This is a genomic window from Pantoea sp. A4 (assembly GCF_000295955.2).
Lineage (GTDB): Bacteria > Pseudomonadota > Gammaproteobacteria > Enterobacterales > Enterobacteriaceae > Pantoea > Pantoea multigeneris.
Window position 1 is genome coordinate 89,136 of the sequence record NZ_ALXE01000022.1, and the last position, 21,123, is coordinate 110,258.

Annotated in this window: 22 protein-coding genes and 3 pseudogenes; 16 read left to right on the forward strand and 9 right to left on the reverse strand. The window is 47.0% G+C overall.

Features of this window, described 5'->3' with window-relative positions; genetic code table 11:
- The first annotated feature begins 17 nt into the window (after positions 1-17).
- Entirely contained in the window at positions 18-308 is a 291-nt protein-coding gene (locus B880_RS0109355; RefSeq protein WP_051005692.1) for a YebY family protein, read from the forward strand.
- A 310-nt stretch (positions 309-618) separates the two neighbouring features.
- On the opposite strand, the gene B880_RS27345 is transcribed toward B880_RS0109355, so the two are convergent.
- Entirely contained in the window at positions 619-1,059 is a 441-nt protein-coding gene (locus tag B880_RS27345; RefSeq protein ID WP_192841079.1) for a tyrosine-type recombinase/integrase, read from the reverse strand.
- 354 nt (positions 1,060-1,413) lie between these two features.
- On the opposite strand from B880_RS27345, the gene B880_RS0109370 reads away from it, so the two are divergent.
- Together B880_RS0109370 and B880_RS27350 are read left to right on the forward strand one after the other, a co-directional pair.
- Positions 1,414-2,493: a hypothetical protein gene (locus tag B880_RS0109370; RefSeq protein ID WP_017347140.1), complete on the forward strand. Its 1,080-nt coding sequence runs from the start codon at positions 1,414-1,416 to the stop codon at positions 2,491-2,493.
- A 374-nt stretch (positions 2,494-2,867) separates the two neighbouring features.
- Positions 2,868-3,084, forward strand: a pseudogene (locus tag B880_RS27350) (phage portal protein); the annotation flags it as partial.
- Between the two features lie 109 nt (positions 3,085-3,193).
- On the opposite strand, the gene B880_RS0109375 reads toward B880_RS27350, so the two are convergent.
- The 8 genes and pseudogenes from B880_RS0109375 to B880_RS26030 form a co-directional block, all read right to left on the reverse strand.
- Positions 3,194-3,781 carry a DUF2326 domain-containing protein gene (locus tag B880_RS0109375; RefSeq protein WP_017347141.1) on the reverse strand — a complete coding sequence of 196 codons (588 nt, stop codon included), beginning with the start codon at positions 3,779-3,781 and terminating at the stop codon, positions 3,194-3,196.
- Entirely contained in the window at positions 3,778-4,887 is a 1,110-nt protein-coding gene (locus B880_RS0109380) for a hypothetical protein (protein ID WP_017347142.1), read from the reverse strand. The genes B880_RS0109375 and B880_RS0109380 overlap by 4 nt, the downstream gene beginning before the upstream one ends.
- A complete protein-coding gene (locus B880_RS27355) occupies positions 4,878-5,111 on the reverse strand; it encodes an ABC-three component system middle component 6 (RefSeq protein WP_017347143.1) in 234 nt (77 codons plus the stop codon). The genes B880_RS0109380 and B880_RS27355 overlap by 10 nt, the downstream gene beginning before the upstream one ends.
- Positions 5,108-5,689, reverse strand: a complete 582-nt coding sequence (locus B880_RS0109390) for a hypothetical protein (protein ID WP_017347144.1) — start codon at positions 5,687-5,689, stop codon at positions 5,108-5,110. The genes B880_RS27355 and B880_RS0109390 overlap by 4 nt, the downstream gene beginning before the upstream one ends.
- On the reverse strand, positions 5,689-6,045 hold the full coding sequence (locus tag B880_RS0109395) for a hypothetical protein (protein ID WP_157060538.1): 357 nt from the start codon (positions 6,043-6,045) through the stop codon (positions 5,689-5,691). Before B880_RS0109395 ends, B880_RS0109390 begins: the two co-directional genes overlap by 1 nt.
- 154 nt (positions 6,046-6,199) lie before the next feature.
- Positions 6,200-7,125, reverse strand: a pseudogene (locus B880_RS26395) (transposase).
- 176 nt (positions 7,126-7,301) lie between these two features.
- Positions 7,302-7,568 carry a DUF6953 family protein gene (locus tag B880_RS0109410; RefSeq protein WP_017347148.1) on the reverse strand — a complete coding sequence of 89 codons (267 nt, stop codon included), beginning with the start codon at positions 7,566-7,568 and terminating at the stop codon, positions 7,302-7,304.
- Between the two features lie 17 nt (positions 7,569-7,585).
- Positions 7,586-7,783, reverse strand: coding sequence for a YodC family protein (locus tag B880_RS26030; RefSeq protein WP_071524392.1), 198 nt, complete (start codon positions 7,781-7,783; stop codon positions 7,586-7,588).
- A gap of 23 nt (positions 7,784-7,806) precedes the next feature.
- Between B880_RS26030 and B880_RS26685 the strand changes: the two are divergent.
- From B880_RS26685 to tssA, 13 genes and pseudogenes are all read left to right on the forward strand, one after another.
- Positions 7,807-8,201, forward strand: a pseudogene (locus tag B880_RS26685) (terminase small subunit); the annotation flags it as partial.
- Positions 8,202-8,359: 158 nt separating this feature from the next.
- Positions 8,360-8,473: a DUF6246 family protein gene (locus B880_RS27085; protein ID WP_017347150.1), complete on the forward strand. Its 114-nt coding sequence runs from the start codon at positions 8,360-8,362 to the stop codon at positions 8,471-8,473.
- Between the two features lie 154 nt (positions 8,474-8,627).
- The gene (locus B880_RS0109425; protein WP_026042525.1) at positions 8,628-9,311 is read left to right on the forward strand and encodes a hypothetical protein; all 684 of its coding nucleotides are present in this window, start codon (positions 8,628-8,630) and stop codon (positions 9,309-9,311) included.
- 87 nt (positions 9,312-9,398) lie between these two features.
- Entirely contained in the window at positions 9,399-9,734 is a 336-nt protein-coding gene (locus tag B880_RS0109430; RefSeq protein WP_017347152.1) for a hypothetical protein, read from the forward strand.
- A gap of 224 nt (positions 9,735-9,958) precedes the next feature.
- Positions 9,959-10,174 carry a hypothetical protein gene (locus B880_RS24900; RefSeq protein WP_017347153.1) on the forward strand — a complete coding sequence of 72 codons (216 nt, stop codon included), beginning with the start codon at positions 9,959-9,961 and terminating at the stop codon, positions 10,172-10,174.
- A gap of 840 nt (positions 10,175-11,014) precedes the next feature.
- Positions 11,015-11,266, forward strand: coding sequence for a hypothetical protein (locus tag B880_RS26035; protein WP_071524393.1), 252 nt, complete (start codon positions 11,015-11,017; stop codon positions 11,264-11,266).
- A gap of 858 nt (positions 11,267-12,124) precedes the next feature.
- Entirely contained in the window at positions 12,125-12,631 is a 507-nt protein-coding gene (locus B880_RS0109450) for a hypothetical protein (RefSeq protein WP_017347156.1), read from the forward strand.
- Between the two features lie 19 nt (positions 12,632-12,650).
- Positions 12,651-13,166 (forward strand): type VI secretion system lipoprotein TssJ, encoded by a 516-nt coding sequence (gene tssJ / locus B880_RS0109455; protein WP_017347157.1) that lies wholly within the window; start codon positions 12,651-12,653, stop codon positions 13,164-13,166.
- A 57-nt stretch (positions 13,167-13,223) separates the two neighbouring features.
- On the forward strand, positions 13,224-14,534 hold the full coding sequence (gene tssK, locus B880_RS0109460) for a type VI secretion system baseplate subunit TssK (RefSeq protein WP_017347158.1): 1,311 nt from the start codon (positions 13,224-13,226) through the stop codon (positions 14,532-14,534).
- A gap of 19 nt (positions 14,535-14,553) precedes the next feature.
- A complete protein-coding gene (locus tag B880_RS0109465) occupies positions 14,554-15,792 on the forward strand; it encodes a DotU family type VI secretion system protein (RefSeq protein ID WP_026042527.1) in 1,239 nt (412 codons plus the stop codon).
- 3 nt (positions 15,793-15,795) lie between these two features.
- Complete coding sequence (gene tssM, locus B880_RS0109470) at positions 15,796-19,380, forward strand: type VI secretion system membrane subunit TssM (protein ID WP_017347160.1); 3,585 nt, start codon at positions 15,796-15,798, stop codon at positions 19,378-19,380.
- 10 nt (positions 19,381-19,390) lie between these two features.
- Positions 19,391-20,062 carry a type VI secretion system-associated protein TagF gene (tagF, locus tag B880_RS0109475; RefSeq protein WP_017347161.1) on the forward strand — a complete coding sequence of 224 codons (672 nt, stop codon included), beginning with the start codon at positions 19,391-19,393 and terminating at the stop codon, positions 20,060-20,062.
- A 17-nt stretch (positions 20,063-20,079) separates the two neighbouring features.
- Positions 20,080-21,102 (forward strand): type VI secretion system protein TssA, encoded by a 1,023-nt coding sequence (gene tssA, locus B880_RS0109480; RefSeq protein WP_017347162.1) that lies wholly within the window; start codon positions 20,080-20,082, stop codon positions 21,100-21,102.
- Positions 21,103-21,123 lie beyond the last annotated feature (21 nt).

Sequence of the window (21,123 nt, forward strand, 5' to 3'; positions counted from 1 at the left end):
CGCTGTGTGGTCAGGCCATGGCCGCTGAGATCATCACCGTGAGTCGTTTTGAGATTGGCAAAGACAAATGGCCGTTGACGCGCGAAGAGATCATGCTGAGCTGCGAGAAAAGCGGTGCGATGTTCGCCATTAATGATGGCACCCTGGTGCAATACCCACTAAATGACCTAGCCGAAGCCCAGGTTAAGTCGCACCAGTCCAACGGCAAGCCGATCAGCATTATCCAGCGCGATGATCCCAATCATCCCTGCCAGAAAATGAGCCTGCAACCGCTGATCGAACGCACTCAGAAGCTGTGCGCTAACTAAGTTTCCTCTATCCCGGTGTGGCACGCCAGCCACACCGTTTCAACCTCAGATTTCTGCCATTGCGATCACAAATCGTTCAGCTTTCCCCCTCACACCACGCCCATTGCTGGCAAAACCCCGCAGCTGTTCTACCCTTAAATAACCAGGCGTAACCGCCTGCATTAATGCCAACTTTTAGCGCACGGCTCTCCAAGAGCCATTTCCCTGGACCGAATACAGGAATCGTATTCGGTCTTTTTTTTCTCACCGCTCAACATCAATAACTTATCAAATTATCAATGAGTTATTTACCATCCTGTTACACTGAGTTCTACCTTGGTGTCATTTCCGCCGCCACTTTGTCGCCATTTTTGGCGTCCGTAGTGGGCAGAGGATTACAGTGAATCGAATCTTTGAGATGACCAGGCGAGAAGTGGGCATAACGCATGGTTACGCTCATGTCCGAGTGCCCAAGGATGCACCGCAGTACCACTATGTTACCACCGGCCATCATAATGCGGCATACGAAACTATGGCGCAGCACGTGGCTCATTTCGAGCTGTATGGTTTTCAGCAGTTGCGTGCACTCAATCAGCGTGGAACTGAGCAGTACCATCAGCGCGTCGGTCGCTGCTTCATGCTCCATTACCTCACCGTCAGGGGATAAGCTGTGTAGCGCATCGGCTGATGTAGTAGAGGGGGGATTATCATAAGGGAAAATGCTAAGCACAAAGCCGGTATCAAGTTCGCCACCGAGGTACAACACGAGCACCTTATAACCCACAGGCAGCGCATTCCACGAACGGGTTTATCCAGCAAGAGCGGTGAGCCAATTAAGCCAGCCGGTTGTGTTTTTTCCTGAACCCACACGGCATAACTCGCCGTCCAGTTTTACGACGGACACGGTTCCGATATGAATCAGGTTGTGCAACGGGCGCAGAATTTCGGAGAGTTGTTCGTTCATGTAATTATAATGATGATTTCATCATAACTCCTGCAATCAGTAATCGCTTACTCATTCACTAGCGAATAACACCTAATTATAAAGAGTATTTATTCAAAACTTCTTGATGGTTCTTTAGTGTGTCTGGTAATTTTAATCTCCGCACAGGATGATGATAAACTCATGGAGGCAAAGAAAATGGGGAAATATACTAGATATGACTTTACTATTTCAATAGTCATGAATGATGGGAAGGGCTCTAATAGTTACAGCTGTAAACTACCTTACAAGTTATCTACAATTCATGAAGATAATCTATGTATTACTGGCAGGGAGATATCAATATCAGGCAGCCGGAAGAAAAATTTGAATGTGGATGAGGTGTTTAATTCTCATAACAGTGAAGTGCATAATCAGATAATAAAATCCTTGTGTTATTACTTCTTGCTAAATAAAAAAGTGGTTAAAATCAATTCTGTTGAGGTGGTTGATTTTAAAGGGAAAAGGAAAAAATTTAACTCCAGACAAATAAATCAAGCATCCGAAAATAATATTTCAATAAGCAACCTTTCATCACTATCTTTAAATTGTGTTCATGTGGTTTTTGAAAACTCTGAAAGAGGTCGGTCGTATTATAGAGCATTAACACACCTAATAGGTGCAGCGTGTGAAAGTAATATTAATGATTCTTTTGAAAAAACGTGGAAAGCTTTCAACACACTTTATAAGACTATCACAGGTAAACATAAAGATCATGACTGTCACGTCGATTTAAGGGCGAAGATTTTAGAGAGGCCAGATTTATTCCCTCTATCAGTTAATTATTGCAATACTCTCTCTGAGGATCAGATTAGAGACAGAATTCGATGGGTCGCTATGATCCAAAATGATTATAAAGATGAGGGTCAGGCTAAGAATTTCAAATGTTTCGTTAAACGATATTCTGACTACAGAATTATGAATATAATGAAAAAGACACTATCCGTGAGAGAGGTTTTTTTAAAAAACAAAGGTTTTTATGATGAAGTTGAGCAGCATATTGAAAGTAATATTTTAGCGGGCACTATTAATGATCCTGAAATCGTAACCTTGCTATGCATAAAGTATATGTATTTTACAAGGAATAAGTCTATGCATGGCGAGCATTTTGACTCAGGATTTCGATTGTTGATAGATAATTTACAACAAAAAAATACCGAGTGGTTAAAAGACTTGCTAACCCTATTAATCATCGACATGTTTAATTCGCATAGTAGTTTCTAGTTGCGTCCAGTATTTGGGGGGGTAAATAATCCCCTCAATCCCCTGAGGAACATTTTCATTTATCCGTAGCAGAAGCCGTGCATAATACTGAACCTTTCTTCTACTTCGTGACTGACGATCCCGAAACTCATAATGATGCACCCGCATCATGAATTGTACTTCCCGGCAACCTCGATAACCGCCTCATTTGTGGTTGCCCGCGTATTAAAATATTTTTTCGTGCGCAGTTTGGTTAACTCGTTAGCGCACCTAATAAAGCTTTGCTGAATTAGGCGACGATGTTGTTGCGCCGTAAATATTACCAGAACGGCGCGCACACGGTAGGCAATACGGTATGCCAAATAGATCGGAAATTTCCGAAACCTGTTTTGCACGGGCCCAACGGCAAGACAGATGGCATCAATATTCTTCAGCTTAGCGAAGTGACTACTCAGAATGCTTTTTGATATTAAGAAAGCTAGCCGAGATGATTTACTGAGTGCTCACCGAGCACCACCGCAGATGATAGGCATTATCTCGGATAGCATCGGTGGGTTTAGTAACTCTGTAGAAGGGGCGCAAGTGTTTGTACGTAATGAAATAACACCGCTTTAGGAGAGAATTAAGGAGGGTTATGGACCGATAAGGGGGGGCATTAAATTCTCAGAATATAGTATTATCTGTTTGAAGTTAGTTCTCGCCCAAGCAATGGGCGAGTGTTTTATAGTTTGAAAAATTTATTCGTTGGGGAGAGTTCAAGGATTGTATTTTCTAAAACAAACTTTTCGGGTAAAAGTTTCAATTTGTCATTAAGTATAGATATTATTACCTGAATATCTTTTTTTGAAGAGTGATTAAATAATGTGCTCAGCTTATCCTCGTCAATAGATTCTAAGTAATCCTGTAAAGTAAACTCTGGTAGCTTCACGTTAAGGGTTCTTAAATATTCAACAAAAGATATATCGAAAGCCATAGCCTCAGCTCTAGGAGTTCCATCACCTGTATTTTTATCAGAATTTACAACTGAAAACCGCAAGTCATTCTTTGCGTCAATATCCACATTTAAAAAGTTTGAGTGTGTTTTAAACAGTTTGCGCGTCAATTTTGAAAAATAAAAGTTAAAATCATCAATGTTGTTCTTTAATCCACATGTCAGTAACTCTACTCTATCTTTTGTTTTTTGCAAAAGTATATCCAAACGACGGTTTTCTCTATTCAAGAATTTCGCCTCGTCAAAAACATATGCGAGTCTCCCGCGTTCTTCGCTAAGCGACTGAATTTCTTTTTCTACTAAAATTAAGCCTGTCAATTGCCCTTCACTAGAAAGTTTTTTATTTCTTTTTTTTCTTTTTCGATGTTTTCGATTAATATTTCTCTTTTTAGCTTTAATTCCCTAGAAAGAATTTCATTGCGTTTTTCGGATTGAATTGCTTTTTCTCTAAAGATGGCATTATGAAATAAAATGGTTTCCTCTAAGCTTTTTGTTACTGATGGAATATAACCAATTGCCTCTGTATAAATATCATTGACTAAGTCAATGTCAATATTTACTTGATTTTCGCGATACTTTTCAATAGTGCGATTGTTATAAACCAATCTTGTTTCGAGCGACGCTACTTCGTTCGATATTGAAGATGTTTGCTTCCTTAACTCGCGAAGCTGCTCAAGCACTTTTCCTTGTATTGCAGTTAAATCTATTTCACTCTCTTCATTATTATAATATTCAATTTGAGAATCAATATTTTTTATAGAATCACTAATTTCAATCAAATCTCTTCCATTTAAGATTGCATCTGAACGCCGAGTGTTTCTATCCATCTCATTTTTGATATTTATTTCTTCTCTGAGATGCTTAAGTCCTGCAAATCCGAACAATGTTGAGTAAATTATTGTGTAGTCGGTAATTGATGTATGAACATCAAGGTAATTTAAAGAGTTATTTGATGTTAATCTATTTGTGCGAGTGAACTTGCTTCTTATTGTATTAAATGAAGGTTGTTCTTGAGTGTAATTAAAAATAGACTTGGCAACTTCTTTCTTATAACCACTAACAGATGTGACATGAGTATCATTAATCCAGCCTTCGGTTTTAACTACAATTCTGTTTTTTTGTTGTTGTTCGTAAATAAACCTCTTTAAAGTGTGAGTTATTGAGTCTTTTATTTTAAGCTCAAATAAAACATCCTCCTTAAGAATGAATCTCTTAACATCAAGGTTCTCACTCTTATTGTCAGGGTCTTTCCATAAGTAAGCAGCATCTGAGCCCAAACAAAAACTTATTGCACGCAAAACCGTGCTTTTTCCAATCTGGTTACCGTTAATGCCTGAGTTAGTTATAATGTTTAATCCAGATTTGAATTTCACTTCCCTTACTACTATATTGTTGTGAAATACTTTCAATGAAACTAACTGCATAGTGTTAGCTCCCCCTTCTTATTTAAATTCACAAGGCCAATAATGAATAGCCAGTCAAGAGCATATATAAAATATGGATATGAAATATTTCCATGAAGGCTTTCATAGTCATCATGTAAACTTATTATGTTTTTTGAAGCATAAATATTACTTTTAAAAACATCGATTATTTTTGCACCTATGACATAAAGGCTTTTCTCCGGGTATTGTAAGTTATTTATCATTTTGTAGGCTCCTCAAGGATCATACACCCAATAAAGCCATAACAGGCTAGTAATTCCTTAGCTGCCATTAAACTTTCCTTAGTGCATAAAATCCCGATGTCAGCTATAGAAAATAGTGCTTCGCTAACTTCGAGATATATTTCGTCTGCGTGTTTACTTATAATTCTCTGCACTTCATCCTTATTTGAAATTGAAACTTTATTTTGCATTAACAATCTCAACTTAACGGACTTATAAGCTTTATTTATTGTCCATTGTATAGCTCCCTTAGCACCAGGTTCTGCATCATCGACAATTGATAATGATTCTTCAACTAATGCCATGAACTCACTATTTCTTCTAATGTCATCAGAAATATAATTCAAACAATTGAATAATAACTTTTCTTCAATTTCAGGGGATTTTTCAAGCAAGATATTGGGGTCAAACTTTGGTTTATGATGCTGGACAATTTGTAAAAGTAAAGGAGTCAAGACAGAGGGCAATTGTGCCAACTGCGCAGCCATATTGATGGTGACTGTGCCATTGCCAGAATTGTTTACAGCGACTGAATCGTTGTCTGCTCTTACGCTAGCCACTATGAACGGTCTCTCTTGATAGTTACAGAACCATTTCCAGAGTTATTTATAGCATTAGAATTATTACTAGCCTTTACTATTGATTTTGAATGTAACTTGCTTTGCTTCTCAATAATATGACAAGCGATAAAGCACAAAGTTAAGAATGCAGAAATAATAGTCGAGATAATAAAGGAGTAAAAAACTTGGTTGGCATCTAAATTATTAAATGCGGCAGAAGTTATCCACTGTTTTGTAACCGATAAAAACAGCAATGCAGCAAGCCCTGCCAATCCTGCACCGTACTTAAAAGTTATCCTTAGAAAGCTTATCATTTGAATGTCCAGAGAAATTAAGGAATCTAAAGGATAATGCATCTATATCTCTCATTACTAGTGCTTCTCTAAAAAAAATTGAATTCACGGAATGCCACCACACTTCTGAACTCAATGTTATCCCCGCCACGCTTACCCGCTTTATGCATTACTTTTCATGCAGGTACTGATCTGCCCCCAGTATTAGATACAACCTTCAGTTAGTAATGTCAGTTGGTTTTACTTCATGTTTCCCGTTTCGCCAACCTGCTGCAAATTCAGACAGCGTCTGGTATTTCAGCGATAAGTTGAGGTCTGGACTCGCTGTAGTTCTGCTGCCAGTCATTAATAATTTTCCGGGCATGAAGAATATCGCTGAACCAGCGCTCATTCAGGCATTCATCCCGAAAGCGGCGGTGATCGTCAGACACTACTTCGTGAAATCATCCAAACAGGTTAGGCAATGAATCGGGCGGCCACTGGCAAGTGCATCCATGATAAAATCTATCGACCATGTCAGCTTCGGCGCATCCGGGCGCAGAAGCAGAAGCAGAAGCTGTTCAGTCGTCAGACTCTTACGGCACCGCCTGCGTTTTGCACCCAGACCGTGATGTGATAGATGCGGTAAACCCGTTTGTAGTTGACGTGAAGGTCCTCTTGCCGTAATAACTGCCAGATGTGGCGGTAACGAAATAGACGGCATTCAAGTGCCAGCATCTGTGATGCGTAGAGACAGTTGTGCGCCTGCAGCCGGACACTGAGCCCGATAACCGTAGGTTGAAAGGGACAAACCGGCCAGACTGAAGTCTCGGCGTTGCGACAGACACGTTGTCTCACACATGACTTCCGCGGCTTCCCACTTCTGATCTGTCGTCAGAACTGTCGGCCCAGAGCCATCTGAATCGCCTGATTATACAGCATGGCTTCAGCGAGAAGTTTCTTGAGACGAACGCTTTCCTCTTCAAGTGACTTGAGCCGCTTCACTTCGGATACTTCCATGCCGCCGAACTTCTTACGCTAGGTTTAAAAGGTGGCGTCTGAAATGGCATGTTTGCGGCAGATTTCCCGGGCCGAAGCCCCGGTTCCAGCCTCGCGTAGAATACTAATGACCTGTTCGTCGGTAAATCGCCTCTTCGTGGGGATGTCCTCATGTGGCTTAAGAAGACATTACTAACATCACGGTGTATAAATCAACGGGGGTAGGTTAGATGGCAACGATCTTAGAGCGGAGAAAATAGTTGCTGCAGTCAGGAAATCCCCGTGCCGTTTTTTAGTGGAGTAATAATGGCGGCCACAATTTCAACTGGCCGCCATTGTAACTAACCTCGCGCTTCTCGACCTTCTTCGTCTTCAGAAACGCGGTAACGCCAGTATTTATCTGGCTTGACCCAAACGATATCATTACCACTATCTTTACGGAATTGGTTGATGACTGAAGTTGACAGAGCGATATTTCCATCAGAGTTTTCTTTCAGAAAAGACTCATTGTCAAGCTTAACCAAATAATCAACCACTTCTTGCTGATAAAGGCATCCACTTTGAGCTAATGCCTCGACCATCCAATTAGAAACATCTTTTGCAAACATCTTATAAGCGTTTGGGTTTATGGCTTTGGGATATGAATCTCTAAAGATTCTTCTGCAAAAAAACCACTTTCAAGTTTTTTACCAGCAAACCATTGACATCTATAACTGTTCCTATAACCGATCGGAGCTTGATTGGTCTCAAATGAGTGTACCGTCATAACGGGGCCACCTGATTTCAATACGACCTTTTCTCCTGGCTTATATTTATCCGACATATAGTTACCTTATGAGTTTTAAAATGGCACTCACCGACATTCAAAAATGTTCTGTCGTGAGTACCTCATCGATTTGATCGCCATACAAGCGGCCATTCGAACGCGGTACAGCGAAAAGACCGCTCGGACATCAGGAAATGAGAACCTAACAAAACCTGACATCCAAGACAGAATCGCTGAACTGGAGGCTGATCGCAACGATCAAGTAAAAATTGATGCTGCATATATGTTGCGTCGTCTTGTTTAGATTGACCAGATGGATGTTCTTGGCATCCTGAGAGATTACGCTGGAATCAAGGCGGTAAGCGGATGTCTTAAGGTATGGCAGACTACACTGTTTGGAATGGATGTCGCTAAGATGGTAGAAGATTCAGCCGATTTGCTGAAGAATATAACGTGGCCGGGTAACTGGCGAAATTTTTCCGGGTAGTGGGTCTTTGTTTATAGGGAGGTCGCTATTCCAGTGGCGGAAATTATCTCGCGGGCGCAGTCACTCATCACGCAGGGCATCATTGGAAAGCGAAAGTGCGCTAGCTACAGCGACATGAGAGCTGCCAGGGCGCGGCTGAGTTCAATGTGTTTGAGTACATCAGCGCTGCGCGCAATCATCTGGGCATGAACCCGGCTGAAGCTGAGCAGTTCACCATAACCGAGTTTGAACTAATGCTGGCACAGAAATTCCCGGATTAGATCGTCCTCAGCCACGAAGAGTATGCTCCGGAGGCAGATGACTATCATGCGTGCAAGGCGTGGCGTACGGTGTGTGAAAACATTAATGTGATGCATGGAAATGCATAATTTTGATGTTAAGATGTTTCTGATTGCAATCATAAGGAAGATGAAAATGAGAAGTGTCTTGTTTGCAGTGCTTGGGGCGGTTGCCCTTACTGGATGTACCTCACCAATTTATAATTATGCACCACAAGCTAAAAGCTTTAGCATCCCACCACTAAATACATCGACAACGACGTATGTCGGTGAGGAGATGGTTAAACAGGGAATTGATTCTAGTAGTGATGCTATTCATTTTGAACAACCGACCCAAATTGGCAATACCTTCTACTATATAATCCCTGCTGGAGATTACGCTAAGGTAGGGCAAGAAAACGGTTCTGAATTTTATAGTGGAATAAATAGTCGCACTGGAACAATCATTCCCAATAGGCCGATGATTAACGATCCAGTTAAAAATATCCAAGTCAAAAATAGTGGTGAAATCTGCATTATTACTATCTTTAACGCAACTAAGTGTGATAGTGGAAAAATTTTCAGTAAAGTAAAGCTTAACTCATCAGCGCAAAGCTCATTCCAGCAAACATTGCTTTATAATGGTAAGGTTGGGAGTAAAATTAACATCGGATATAGAGAATATTCAGGTGGTTTAGCAAGACCGGCATTCTCGAATGAGGTTGAGTATGACCTATCTGATTCAAAAACTATTCGCTACAAGGGCGCGATTCTTGAAATCACAGATGCGAACAACCAATCAATAACTTTCAAGTTAACTAAGAACTTCAATACGCAATAATTTTTTATCAGGGGGCTGAGTTTTTCTGCTCCCTTCTTAAAGGTGTTTTTATTGATTTTAAATTAAAATCTTAATGGGGGTGAGGAAATGAAAATAATTATATTACTGATAGCGTTAATCTCTTTTGGTGCTAGTGCATCAACTACCTACACTAAAGAACAACTTAACGATATGGATGCTGCCGATCAGCTTCCAGAACAAGAGCCTCCAGTGACAAAAGGAGTTGAGCAGGTTGATTTCACCACATGTAAAAGTGATGCGAATAACGTATTAAATAAAGTGGCGGACTACTATCCTGCAAAGGAAGTGGTAAATACTAGCGCTCTCTATGTTGTAAAAATGTGGGCGAATGATGGTGTTATCACGGTTACTTGTTCTGAACCTGACAGTAAAAAAATCATAACTCAGTCATCTTATCGATGATTGTGGAGGGATTATAATATTTGAGTTATCTCGCAATCCTGAAGGTTATTATCTCTGGCAAGAAAATTTTACTGTTCTGAATGGTATGGGGGCTTCGATGGAAAAAATCGAAGCCTGCGTGACCCACAATTAGCGAACAATTCCTTAAATGGGAGGTAGGATGGGAAAGGCTTTATCACTATTTATAACCTTGCACTACAACTTTTGCTGTTCAGGCGCAAACAATGCCCTCTGATGTAAAATCTTTTCAGGCAGCTGCTGAGGATTGTCAGCACTTTTCCGGTGAGTGGGACAGTGAATTGCCGCTAAACCGCCTGCGGGAAATTGAACGTGCTGTTGATAAAAATTGTGGCGAAGCCAGAAAACAACAGAATCAGCTAAAAGCAAAGTATCAAGGAAATAAAGAGATAGAAACGCTTATTGCTGAATATGACATTTAAATCAGTGCTCAGGGTAAATGGTTTGGCTGCGATTATCATGCACCAAACCTGCTGAATTAATTCAACAGCAATATCAAGGCATCTTTGATAGTCACCAGCCTCAAATGACACAATTGGCTAAAACTTTACTTTAACAAGGGCTGTCATAGCTACCCATCATTTGTCAGGTCACATACGTGCGTAATACTTCACTTTAATAATCATAGAGATATTAAACTGTTAGCTTGCTAATGATAACAATGGCAATTAATGTTAAAACTGACTCGGAAAAATCTGAGATGATTTATCTCGCCCCTTCAAGAGCTAAGCCATTACGAGTGCCGGAGATAAGCGCCGGGTGGGGCGCATGCTTTTTAAATCTGTCATTTATGAACATAAACGGCAGCGTTAGCCTCAAAGTGCTCACCATCGTTTTATTAACCAGATATTTTTGGCCGTATTACCCAGTTATATTTTCCTTGTAGCGTAATTTTCATCACAGCCTCTATTATTAATTAAGAAGCGCAAAGGTATCGGCCAGTTAACTTTGACGCTGATCCCGCGCCAACAAATAAAACGAGTGATGCGGTGTCCATTTCAAGGTTATCCTCTTCTTCATTAGCCGATTCCCATTCATCATACTTTGTCATTTCAATACGTCGAGGTTCTTGCTATTCATGCATCTCGCCATGGGGAAGGTGGGACCGGTAAAGACCGCTGGCATCTCAGTGACCTGAAATCTCTTCGGCACCATAACACCAGGTTAAAAAACCACCGCAGCATCAGCCGACAGGTACAACCTATCTCAGCAACAAGCACAACCCGCTGGCGGTTTATGATTGCCAGGAAAATAATAAGCTTATGACTACATATCGTATCCGCGTTGGTTTCCACAACCCCTCAGCGTTAACACTGCGCCAGCTTGATGATCATCTGGCTGAGCATCGCTTTTGTAAAACCCGCGAGCGAGACGCTACTTTTCGCTACTTCCTTGAGTATGAGTATCACGCACCCGATGCCGACTACTGTACGGTATGTTCCCTGGCCTATAACGAGGCTTGCAAGGTGCGTAAGTGTCCACTGGTACTGGTGGAGGAAAAGGCAGACAGCTGAGTTGCGAAAACTCCCTGACTCCAAAACAGCCCGCTTTCTAAGACACACTCTGACATATCCTGGTATGTACACACATTCCCACTTTCCCTGCCTCCATGACGTAAAAATCTGATTTTTAAGATCATTTAAGAATAAAAAGTAGATTTTATATTCTCTTAAAATCAATCCATGGCTGGTGTTTTCTATTTTTCCTTCGGAGTAATCTTAAAAGAATGTAAAAAACAGGGTGATTGTGTTTAAAAATAATTCTTTATGTTTGATAATGTTTTGTCTGTTAATTTTGCCAAAATTGAAAAAGAACCAGCATTGGGTAGAATGATGCTGCTGATGGAGCAGGGTGGTTACAGATAAGGGATTATTGGGGATTGTAGCGATCTCCCAAGGGCGGTAGCGTGCCAAAACGATCGTAAATAGTTGTTTTAGATCGTTTGTTTCTCATCTCTTATTTAGTCTTCCGAAAGAACTATTGGCTGCTTACTTAACAATCATTCGGTAGATTTTAAAATCACCTGAATACAAAATTTAAGTTTAGATGTTACTCGAACAGCTAACTGATCAGTTTGATTTAAGTTATGTAAGCTTTTCTTAGCCTTAACTTTCTACTGACTGTAAATTTATGTATAGCTTACGGTGGGTGACGAATACATCTCTGGTCGTTGCAGCACATTCAGTGCGCCAAAACAGCATATCTGGCCGCAATGCCACGAAAGTGATGCTGAGACTAAGAGAAATCTGGCGTATTTCGAACCACCCAAAACTGCTGCCATCTCCTACCCGTTGTCATTAAAACCACACAGTTCACTCCTGATCAGGGAATGATGCTGTTATCTGCATAGCATTGAATGGAAAGTAAAAATCATGACGATTAAACAAAAACTCCCTCTGTTGTTTTCCCTGCTTTGTGTTCTGGTGGTTGCCGGATGTAAAGCGCCCCCTCCGCCGTTAACCGATGACTCCATTGTGAGCAGCACCGTTGATGGCGTCACGTTGAGCTACCGCCACGCCATCACACCGCCTGCCCAGTTTGAACCTGTTAACAAACCCTATCGGGCGCTGTACGACGCCTCAGTAATGAGCAAGCCAGGTTTTAACGGCAACCTGGTTAAACACCTGGAAAACGGCCAGAGCTACACCGTGTTAGGAACCGTTGAAAATAACTGGTTTGCGATTGCCGAAGGGGATAGCGATCAGTTGGTCGGCTATGTGCCATTGCGAGCTGGGGTTGCTGCAGATCGTTATGACGCGACTGTTCGAGCGGATTCACGTCGTGTACGTCGTGCTCCTGCTAAGAAAACCTGTGTTTCCGTGGACGGTGACAGCAAAGCGTGCCGCAACAGCAACAACGGTACCTGGATTCTTAACTAAAGTACGGCAGGGATGAACGATGACGACGAAAACGCCTTTATCGCGCTTTATCAGCTGGATGCTCATTCCTCTCGCGCTCATCCTGCTGGCAGGGTGTGGTGCTACCTCCTCAGAGACGGCTTCTCGCTATCAGCTGAAATTTCAGGCGCATCCCCAAATTAACGACAGCGCACCTTTGAAGGTGCGCGTTTTGCTACTGAAATCCGATGCGAACTTCATGTCGGCCGATTTTTACTCGCTGCAAAACAGACCTGACGCTGTGCTGGGCAATGACTTGCTTAACGCCGATCAGTTCTTCCTGATGCCCGGTCAACTCAATAAACGCCTGCGCGGGCAGACCCAGCCTGGCGCACGCTACATCGGCATCATGGCGGAATATCAAACCCTTGATGGCAAAAAATGGCGTCTGTCGCTGCCGTTGCCCGATCCTTCACAGGGCAGTGCCTGGAAATTCTGGCAGAGCAACAGCGGTGAGCTGAACGCAGAGATCATCGCCGACATCAGCGGCATACGTACCCTCAGCCCGCAAAATTAAATCAACAAACGGATATCAGAAATGTCGAAAACAGCCAGGGTTGTATGGACGGAAGGCATGTTTCTTCGTCCACACCATTTCCAACAGGCCGAAAATTACCAGTTAAACCAGCAGCGTATCCGGGGCGAGGCGCAGCATAGCTGGAACTATGGTTTCTACACGCTGAAATTTGATGAAGAGCAGTTAAAACGCGGCACCCTGGCACTGGACACCGTCTGCGGCGTCTTTCCTGACGGCACGTTGTTCTCGCTAGAACGAGGCCAGGCGGCACCCGCACCGGTGGTGATAGCACCGCAGCATCTTGGTCAACAGCTGGTTCTGGCACTGCCCGCGCAGCGCGGTGGGCGAGATGAGGTGATCTTCAGCGAACAAAAAGAGTCGCTGGCACGCTATGTAAGCTTCGAGCAAGAAGTGGCCGATCATAATGAGATGTCCCTTGGCGATGCGACAGTCCAGTTCGGTCAGTTGCGTATGCGCATCATGTTAGAAAGCGAGTTGACGGCGGAGTGGGTTTCCCTGCCGCTCGCCAAAGTCACCGATTTGACAAAAGAGAAGCATCTTGTCTTCCACGGCGAATATATCCCGCCCTGCCTGCATCAAGGTGCGGTTGAAAAACTCCATGACTTCGTCAACAACTTGCTGAAGCTGATGGCAGCGCGCAATGAAGCGATTGCCTTCAAGCTGCGTGAAGCGGGCCGTATGACCAACAACGATACGCTGGATTTCATGCTGCTGGCCTTTATGAATCGCGCCAGGGCGGAGTTCACGCACCTGGCCGAGCGCAAAAAGCTGCATCCTGAGGTGGTTTACGGCTATTTATGCGGGCTGGCCGGGGAATTGATGACCTGGAGCGAAAGCCGTCTGTTAAAAAGCGGATTGCTGCCTCCGTACAATCACGACGATCTGGCAGGTTGTTTTGGCCGCGTCGCGTGGTTACTGCAACAACAGCTTTCTCAGGTTATCGAGCAAGATGCCTTGGCGATTGAGCTGGATAATCGCTCGCATGGATTGTACAGCGGCTACATTCCAGACAGCCCAGCCATTCGCAAGGGCAATTTTGTGTTGGGGGTTAAATCTAGCCAACCCAATGCCAACCTGGCAACGCAGTTTCCAGCGCGCAGCAAAGTGGCTTCGGTGCACAAAATCCGCGATCTGGTGCAGTTACAGCTGCCGGGGATCGCACTGCATGTAATGCCAAGTTCACCACCGCAGATCCCATGGAACGCCGGGTACACCTATTTCCAGCTGGAACAGGGCGGCGACTTGTGGGATGACCTGGAACAAACCGGGGCAATTGCACTGCACCTCGCAGGGCAAAATGGCGATCTGGAAATTCAGCTCTGGTCGATTCGCGCAACTTCAGCCTGATTCAACGGACATTTTCATCATGCAGGAACACGTTTATCACGGCAGCGACGCCGTATCCTCTTCGCAATGGCAGGATAACTCTCTGCTGGCTGCTGCTAACCCGCTGCTGAATGCGATCCCGCAAATTCGTCACTCGGTGGAGCACGCTTCGCCGGATGCGCTGCGACAGAAGCTGATCGCTGAGATCCAGCGTTTTGAAGTGCGCAGCCAACAGGCCGGGCATGCCTATGAAACCATTATCGGCGCGCGCTATTGTTTGTGTACGGCTCTGGATGAGGCGGCAGCATTAACGCCGTGGGGCGGCAATAATGTCTGGCCTGCCAGCGGGTTGCTGGTGACCTTCCATAATGAGACCTGGGGAGGGGAGAAGTTTTTCCAGCTGTTGGCAAAACTGTCGCAAAAGCCGCGCGATCATCTGTTCCTGCTGGAGTTGATCTACTTCTGTCTGATGTTGGGCTTTGAAGGACGTTATCGCGTTGTCGACAATGGCCGCACCCAGCTTGAAACCATCCGCCAGCGCCTGCAGCAAATGATCGCTTCTGTGCGTGGTTCTTACGCTGCGCCTTTATCGCCACACTGTTTCGATCAGGCAACACAACGCACACTCTGGCGGCCCAGCATTCCGCTCTGGGCATGGGGTGCGGTGAGCGGATTGGTTGGCTGCCTGCTCTTTATTGGCTTCAACTGGCGTCTCGGTGATGCCACCACCCCGGTGCTGGCTTCGGTGTATCAGAGCAGTGTGCCGCAGGTCACTATCAGTAATCGTGCCGCTCCGGCACCTGCCGCCCTCGATTTGAAGCGCTTCCTGCAACCTGAAATCGCGCAGGGGCTGGTTGCCGTTAAAGATGAAGCCGATCGCAGTGTTATCACCTTGAAAGGGGATGGGCTGTTCGCTTCTGGAGCCACCACGGTACGCGGTAACTATCAGCCCGTTATCCAGAGAATCGCCAGCGCCATGAACGGCGTCAACGGACGGATCGTGGTGGCCGGGTACAGCGACAATGTGCCGATTCGCAGTGCGCGTTTTGCTTCAAACTATGAGCTCTCTCTTGAGCGAGCGCAGTCCGTGCAGCAATTGTTACAGCAGTATTTGCAGCAGCCACAACGTGTGAAAGCGGAAGGGCGCGGCGATGCGAATCCTCTGGTGCCAAATAACTCAGCGGCCAACCGCGCTCGCAACCGCCGTGTTGAAATTACACTGCTGGTTGCTCCGGGGAACACGCAGGCGCAACTCAACGGACTGTCGCAAGGAAATTAACGGATGCTTAACGTGCTATTTGCCATCCTCTCCAGCCGGGTGCTGTGGGGTTTTATTGGTATCACCGCTCTTTCTTTTATTATCTGGGTGATTGGTCCGGTGTTCTCCATTAGCGATGCCAGACCGCTGGAGCCGGAAACCAACCGCCAAGTCAGTATTCTTTTGCTGTATGTCGTATGGGGATTGGGGCAGTTAATCCCACGTCTGCATGCTGCGTGGGTCAACCGCAAAATGGTCGACACCCTGGCGCAGCACAAAGAAGAGGCGATAGACAGCAGCAAACGCCTGACGGATGAAGAGCAGCAGCTGAATGAGCGTTTCAACGAAGCCTCTCAACTGCTGAAACAAGCCCACTTTGATAACGCCTCTGGCCGTAAGAAGCCGTTCTGGCTGCGCCGTTTCAGCCGTCAGTACCTTTATCAGTTGCCATGGTATGTGATCATCGGTGCGCCGGGTGCAGGTAAAACCACTGCGCTGGTGAACTCGGGCCTGCATTTCCCCCTCGCCAGCCATTTTGGCAAGAACGCGCTGCGTGGTATTGGCGGTACACGAAACTGTGACTGGTGGTTCACCAATGAAGCGGTGCTGCTGGATACTGCGGGCCGCTACACCACCCAGGAGAGCCAGCGAGAGCGTGATGCCAGTGAATGGGGGAAATTCATCTCACTGCTGAAGAAATTCCGTGCTCGCCAGCCGATTAACGGGGCGATCATCACCATCAGCGTACAAGATCTGCTGACACAGAGCCCTGAGCAGCGCCAGCAACAGGCCAGAGCCCTGCGTCAGCGCTTGCTCGAACTGTATGAGCAACTGGGCATTCGCTTCCCGGTGTATGTTCTGGTGACCAAAACTGACCTGCTACAGGGCTTCACCGACTACTTCAGCCGTTTTGATAAGTCACTGCGAGACCAGATCTGGGGCTTCACCTTCCCCTGGGAGCAGGTGAAGCAGGGCCAATTTGATTTGGCGCTGGCCTTTGAGCAGGAGTACGCGCTGTTGCAACAGCGTCTGGATGCCGGCTTAAGTGATGTCATGATCGGTGAGCGTGATAACAAAGCGCGCGCCGGGAGTTATCTGTTCCCGCAAGAGTTCATGGCGCTGCGCCCGTTGCTGCGTGATTACCTGTTGCAGGTCTTTGCCCATTCAGGTTTCGAAACCCCGCTGGCCACCCGAGGCATCTACTTTGCCAGCGGTACCCAGGAGGGGCTGCCGTTTGACAAAGTCATGGGTGAACTGAATCGCGCATTGAATCTGCCATCACGCGTTACTCAAGAGGGCGATGCGGTACCGCCGGTTAAAGGTCAAAGCTTCTTCCTGCGTGATCTGCTGGAAAAAGTGGTGTTTGAGGAGTCCAGCCTGGCGGGGAGTAATCGCTGGTGGGAACTGCGTAACCGGGTAATACACTGGTCCGGTTATCTGGTGATGAGTGCGGTGCTGATTATCGCCACTGTCCTCTGGTACACCAGCTACAGCCTTAATCGCAGCTATCTGAATGAAGTCTCTGCCCGGGTTCCACAGGTGAACCAACAAGGTAGCGCATTGCAGATGGGCCAGGCGCGCGATCTGTTTGCGTTGTTGCCTTATCTCAACGGTTTACTGCATCTGCCAGACAGCGCGGAGTTTGATATTCATCATCCGCCATTGACGCGCCGTATGGGGCTGTATCGCGGCAACGAAGTGGCTGATGCAAGCAGTGAGCTTTACCAGAAAGCGTTGAAGCAATTACTGCTGCCGCAGGTGGCGCAACAAATCACTAACTGGTTGCGTAACGACAACGGCAGCGACGCTGATTACAGCTATGAGGCACTGAAGGCCTATCAAATGCTGTATCAGCCAAAACACTATGACGGCAAGTTCCTGCAAACCTGGGTGATGCTCAACCTACAACGCAATTTACCGCAGGACGTGACCCGTGAGCAGATGGGTCAGCTTGAGTGGCACCTGACGCAACTGCTTGAAACCCAGATTCAGTCATCACCTTATGCCAAAGATGATGCCTTGATCGGGCGTGAGCAGGCGATGGTCGCGCGGATGCCGCTCGCTGAGCGCGTATATGGCCGCATGAAACGGCTGATGGAGCATGACAGCAGCCTGCAACCTGTCTCGCTGGCCGCGTTAGGGGGCGCGCAAAGCGACCTGGTGTTTAGCCGTAAAAGCGGTAAATCACTTAACGATGGCGTACCTGGCCTGTTTACTCCGGCGGGCTACTGGGGAAAGTTCACAGCGCAGATCGACAGCGTCTCTGACGGTCTGCACAGTGAGGATCGCTGGGTGCTAGGGAGCGCAACTCAGGATGGCGATAAAACCCAGACGCGCAGTGCGGTACGTCAGCTCTACATTGATGACTATATTCGCCAGTGGGATGCGCTGCTCAGCGATCTACAACTGAATAATATTGGCAATTTAGCCCAACGGGTGAACAGCGCTCGTTTGCTGTCGGGAAATACTTCCCCGTTGCGTACTTTGGTCACGAATCTCAGCCCGTATCTTCAGTTAGCCAAGGTAGAGCCCGCCAGTAAAACCGACGCGGGCAGTAAGCCGGATAGCAGCGCCAGTTCGACGTTGCGTTCACTGTTTAGCAACAATAGCGCCGCAGTGCCGACTGCGGCAGCCTCTCCGGAACAGCAGGTGAATCAACATTTCTCCGCGCTGCTGGATCTCGCGCATCCTGTGGGACAAGGGAAGAGCATCGCCTTTGATGACTTTCTCAAACAGATTGACGATCTCTACCGCTATTTGACCGCCGTTCAGGATGCGGCGAACAGCGGCCTGCCTGCACCGGGGGGGGATGCCATTACCCGATTACAAGCGGGAGCGGGTCGTTTGCCGGGTTCACTGCAAGGCATGTTCTCTAGTCTCGCCGTGGGTGCCAGCGCCGATACGCAGCAGCGCGATATGGATAACGTGCGTAAACGGATTGAAGTGGAAGTGGGTGGCTTTTGTCGCCAGGCCATCGCCGGGCGTTATCCGCTGGTCAAAGGCGCGCGTAATGAAGTCACTCCGGACGATCTGGCGCGAATGTTTGCGCCAGGCAGCGGCCTGATGGACAGCTTCTTCCGCGATAATCTGGCTGGAAAAGTCGATACCACACAAAGCCGCTGGCGCTTTACGCCGGGCATTGATGGCAAAACGTTACCCGGCGGTGAGGCGTTATTGCGTCCCTTCCAACAGGCGCAAAATATCCGGGATGCTTTCTTTGCTAATGGTGCAACCACGCCGGCATTTCGTGTCACGGTCCGTACCGTGCGCATGGACAATGACATTCTTTCCATGACATTGGATGTGGATGGTCAACTGTTGCGTTATAGCCATGGCCCGCAGGCGCAGCAGCTGATGAGCTGGCCTGGCAGCGGCGGCACCAGTCAGGTGCGTTTGTCCCTCGGCTTGGCTAACGGCACAACCTCGACGTTGGTCACCAACGGGGCCTGGGCGTTGAACCGTTTCTTTGATCGGGCGCAGCTGGCTGCGGGCAGCAGTAGCCTCAGTCGGCTCGCGACTTTCACGGTGGATGGACATCATCTGACGCTGGAGTTCACGCCAAACAGCATCCGTAATCCATTCCAGCTTCCGGCCTTTGGCTGTCCTTGAGGAGAAGACGATGAATCAGCCTCCTTTTATTAGCTGGTATGGAAAATTGCCCTCGGCAGGTGACTTTTTGCAGCGCCGCTTTCCTTCAGTGCTGAAGAATCAGTGGAGCCAGTGGTTTCAGGTTGGTATGCAGCAGCGGCAGGTTGAACAACCCTCGCTGCCGTTTATGCAGGCGGTGGCCTGGAATTTTATCGTGCCACCGATGATCGGCAGCCAACTGGTGCAGATGGGCTGCGTGGTGCCATCGCAGGATAGCGTGGGTCGCCTCTGGCCTTTAACGGCGCTGTGCAGTTTTGCGCCGAACAGCTGGTCACAGCAGCAGTTACTTTCTGCGGGTCACTGGTATCGTCAGCTTTCTCAGTTGCTGGTTGAGGCTGTGCGTCACCGGCACAGTCCGGAACAGCTCGATAGCGATCTGCTCGCATTAGCGCCCCTGCCGGAGCCGTCATCGGTCATTCTGAGTAGTGAAAATGCCATGCCACTCAGTTGGCCGCTGGTGGCACAGAACTTTTCTCCGCGCCATTACAGCAGTTTCTGGTGGAGCAGCCAGACCGATGGCACACCACTCCATACCCATGTGCACAGCGGTAATTTCACCAGCCAGCTGTTTTCGCTGCTGTTTGAATCGTCCAGTGACGCAGCACCTGGGCGTAAAGGCATCTACAAACCCATGTTTGAATGATCTGAGAGACCCCGCTTATGACGATTGAAGCCTTACTGGCTCCTGTCAGTGAAGAGATGCCCTGCGGCATTAATCTGGAATATGACAATGACTTCCAGGCGATGGAACAAGCCGGGCAGGGCAAAGCCGAGCAGCAGTTTGGTAGCACCATCATCCCGGCTGAGCCAGCGGACTGGAACCGCGTGGCAAAGCTGGCGGAAAAGCTGCTGACACAAAGTAAAGATCTGCGTGTGATGCTGGCACTGACCCGCGCATGGACACAGCTGAAAGGATTACCGGGCTGTGCCATGGGGCTGCAATTGATTAACCAGACGTTGCAGCAGTATTGGGATCAGGTACATCCACTGCTGATGGTGGATGGAGAGGATGACAGCTGGTTCCGCATTAATGCCTTTGCCCAACTGGGTGATAGCACCGCACTGAGCCTGGCGATTCGCAATGCGCCATTACTGCGTAGTGCGGCGGATGTTTTGAGCCTGCGTGATGCGGCTGCGTTACTGGATGGCAGTAAAACCGAGCTGGATGAGTTTCCCGGTGGACGACCGCGTTTGCTGGATGAGCTGACCCGAGCCGAGCAGCCTGGCGTTACCGCCCTGGCGCAGATTCTTCCGGCGCTGGAGAGTATTCATGCTCTGGTAACCGAAAAACTGGGTGCTGGCGCGATGCCGGAAATGAAGCAGCTGTTTCGCACCCTGAATACCGTTCAGCAGGAAAATCAGGCAACTGATCTCTCTGCTTTGATCCCTCAGGCAGAACAAGGCACTGAAGCGGAGCCGGTATCCCAGGCACCCGCAGCGGCTGCTCCTCGTGCTGCCGTACAAGACTGGCGTAGCGCAACGCTCTCAAGCCGTGACGATGCGCAACTGATGCTGGAAAAAGTAAAACAGTATTTTATCCAACATGAGCCGGGTCATCCGGCTCCACTGATGGTGGAACGTGTTCAGCGCATGATGACGCTGGACTTTATGGAAATGGTTCGTGATCTGGCCCCGGATGGTGTCCATCAGCTGGAAACCTTATTTGGCCGCCGTAACGGCTGACCATTCTGCATTGGGCGGAGG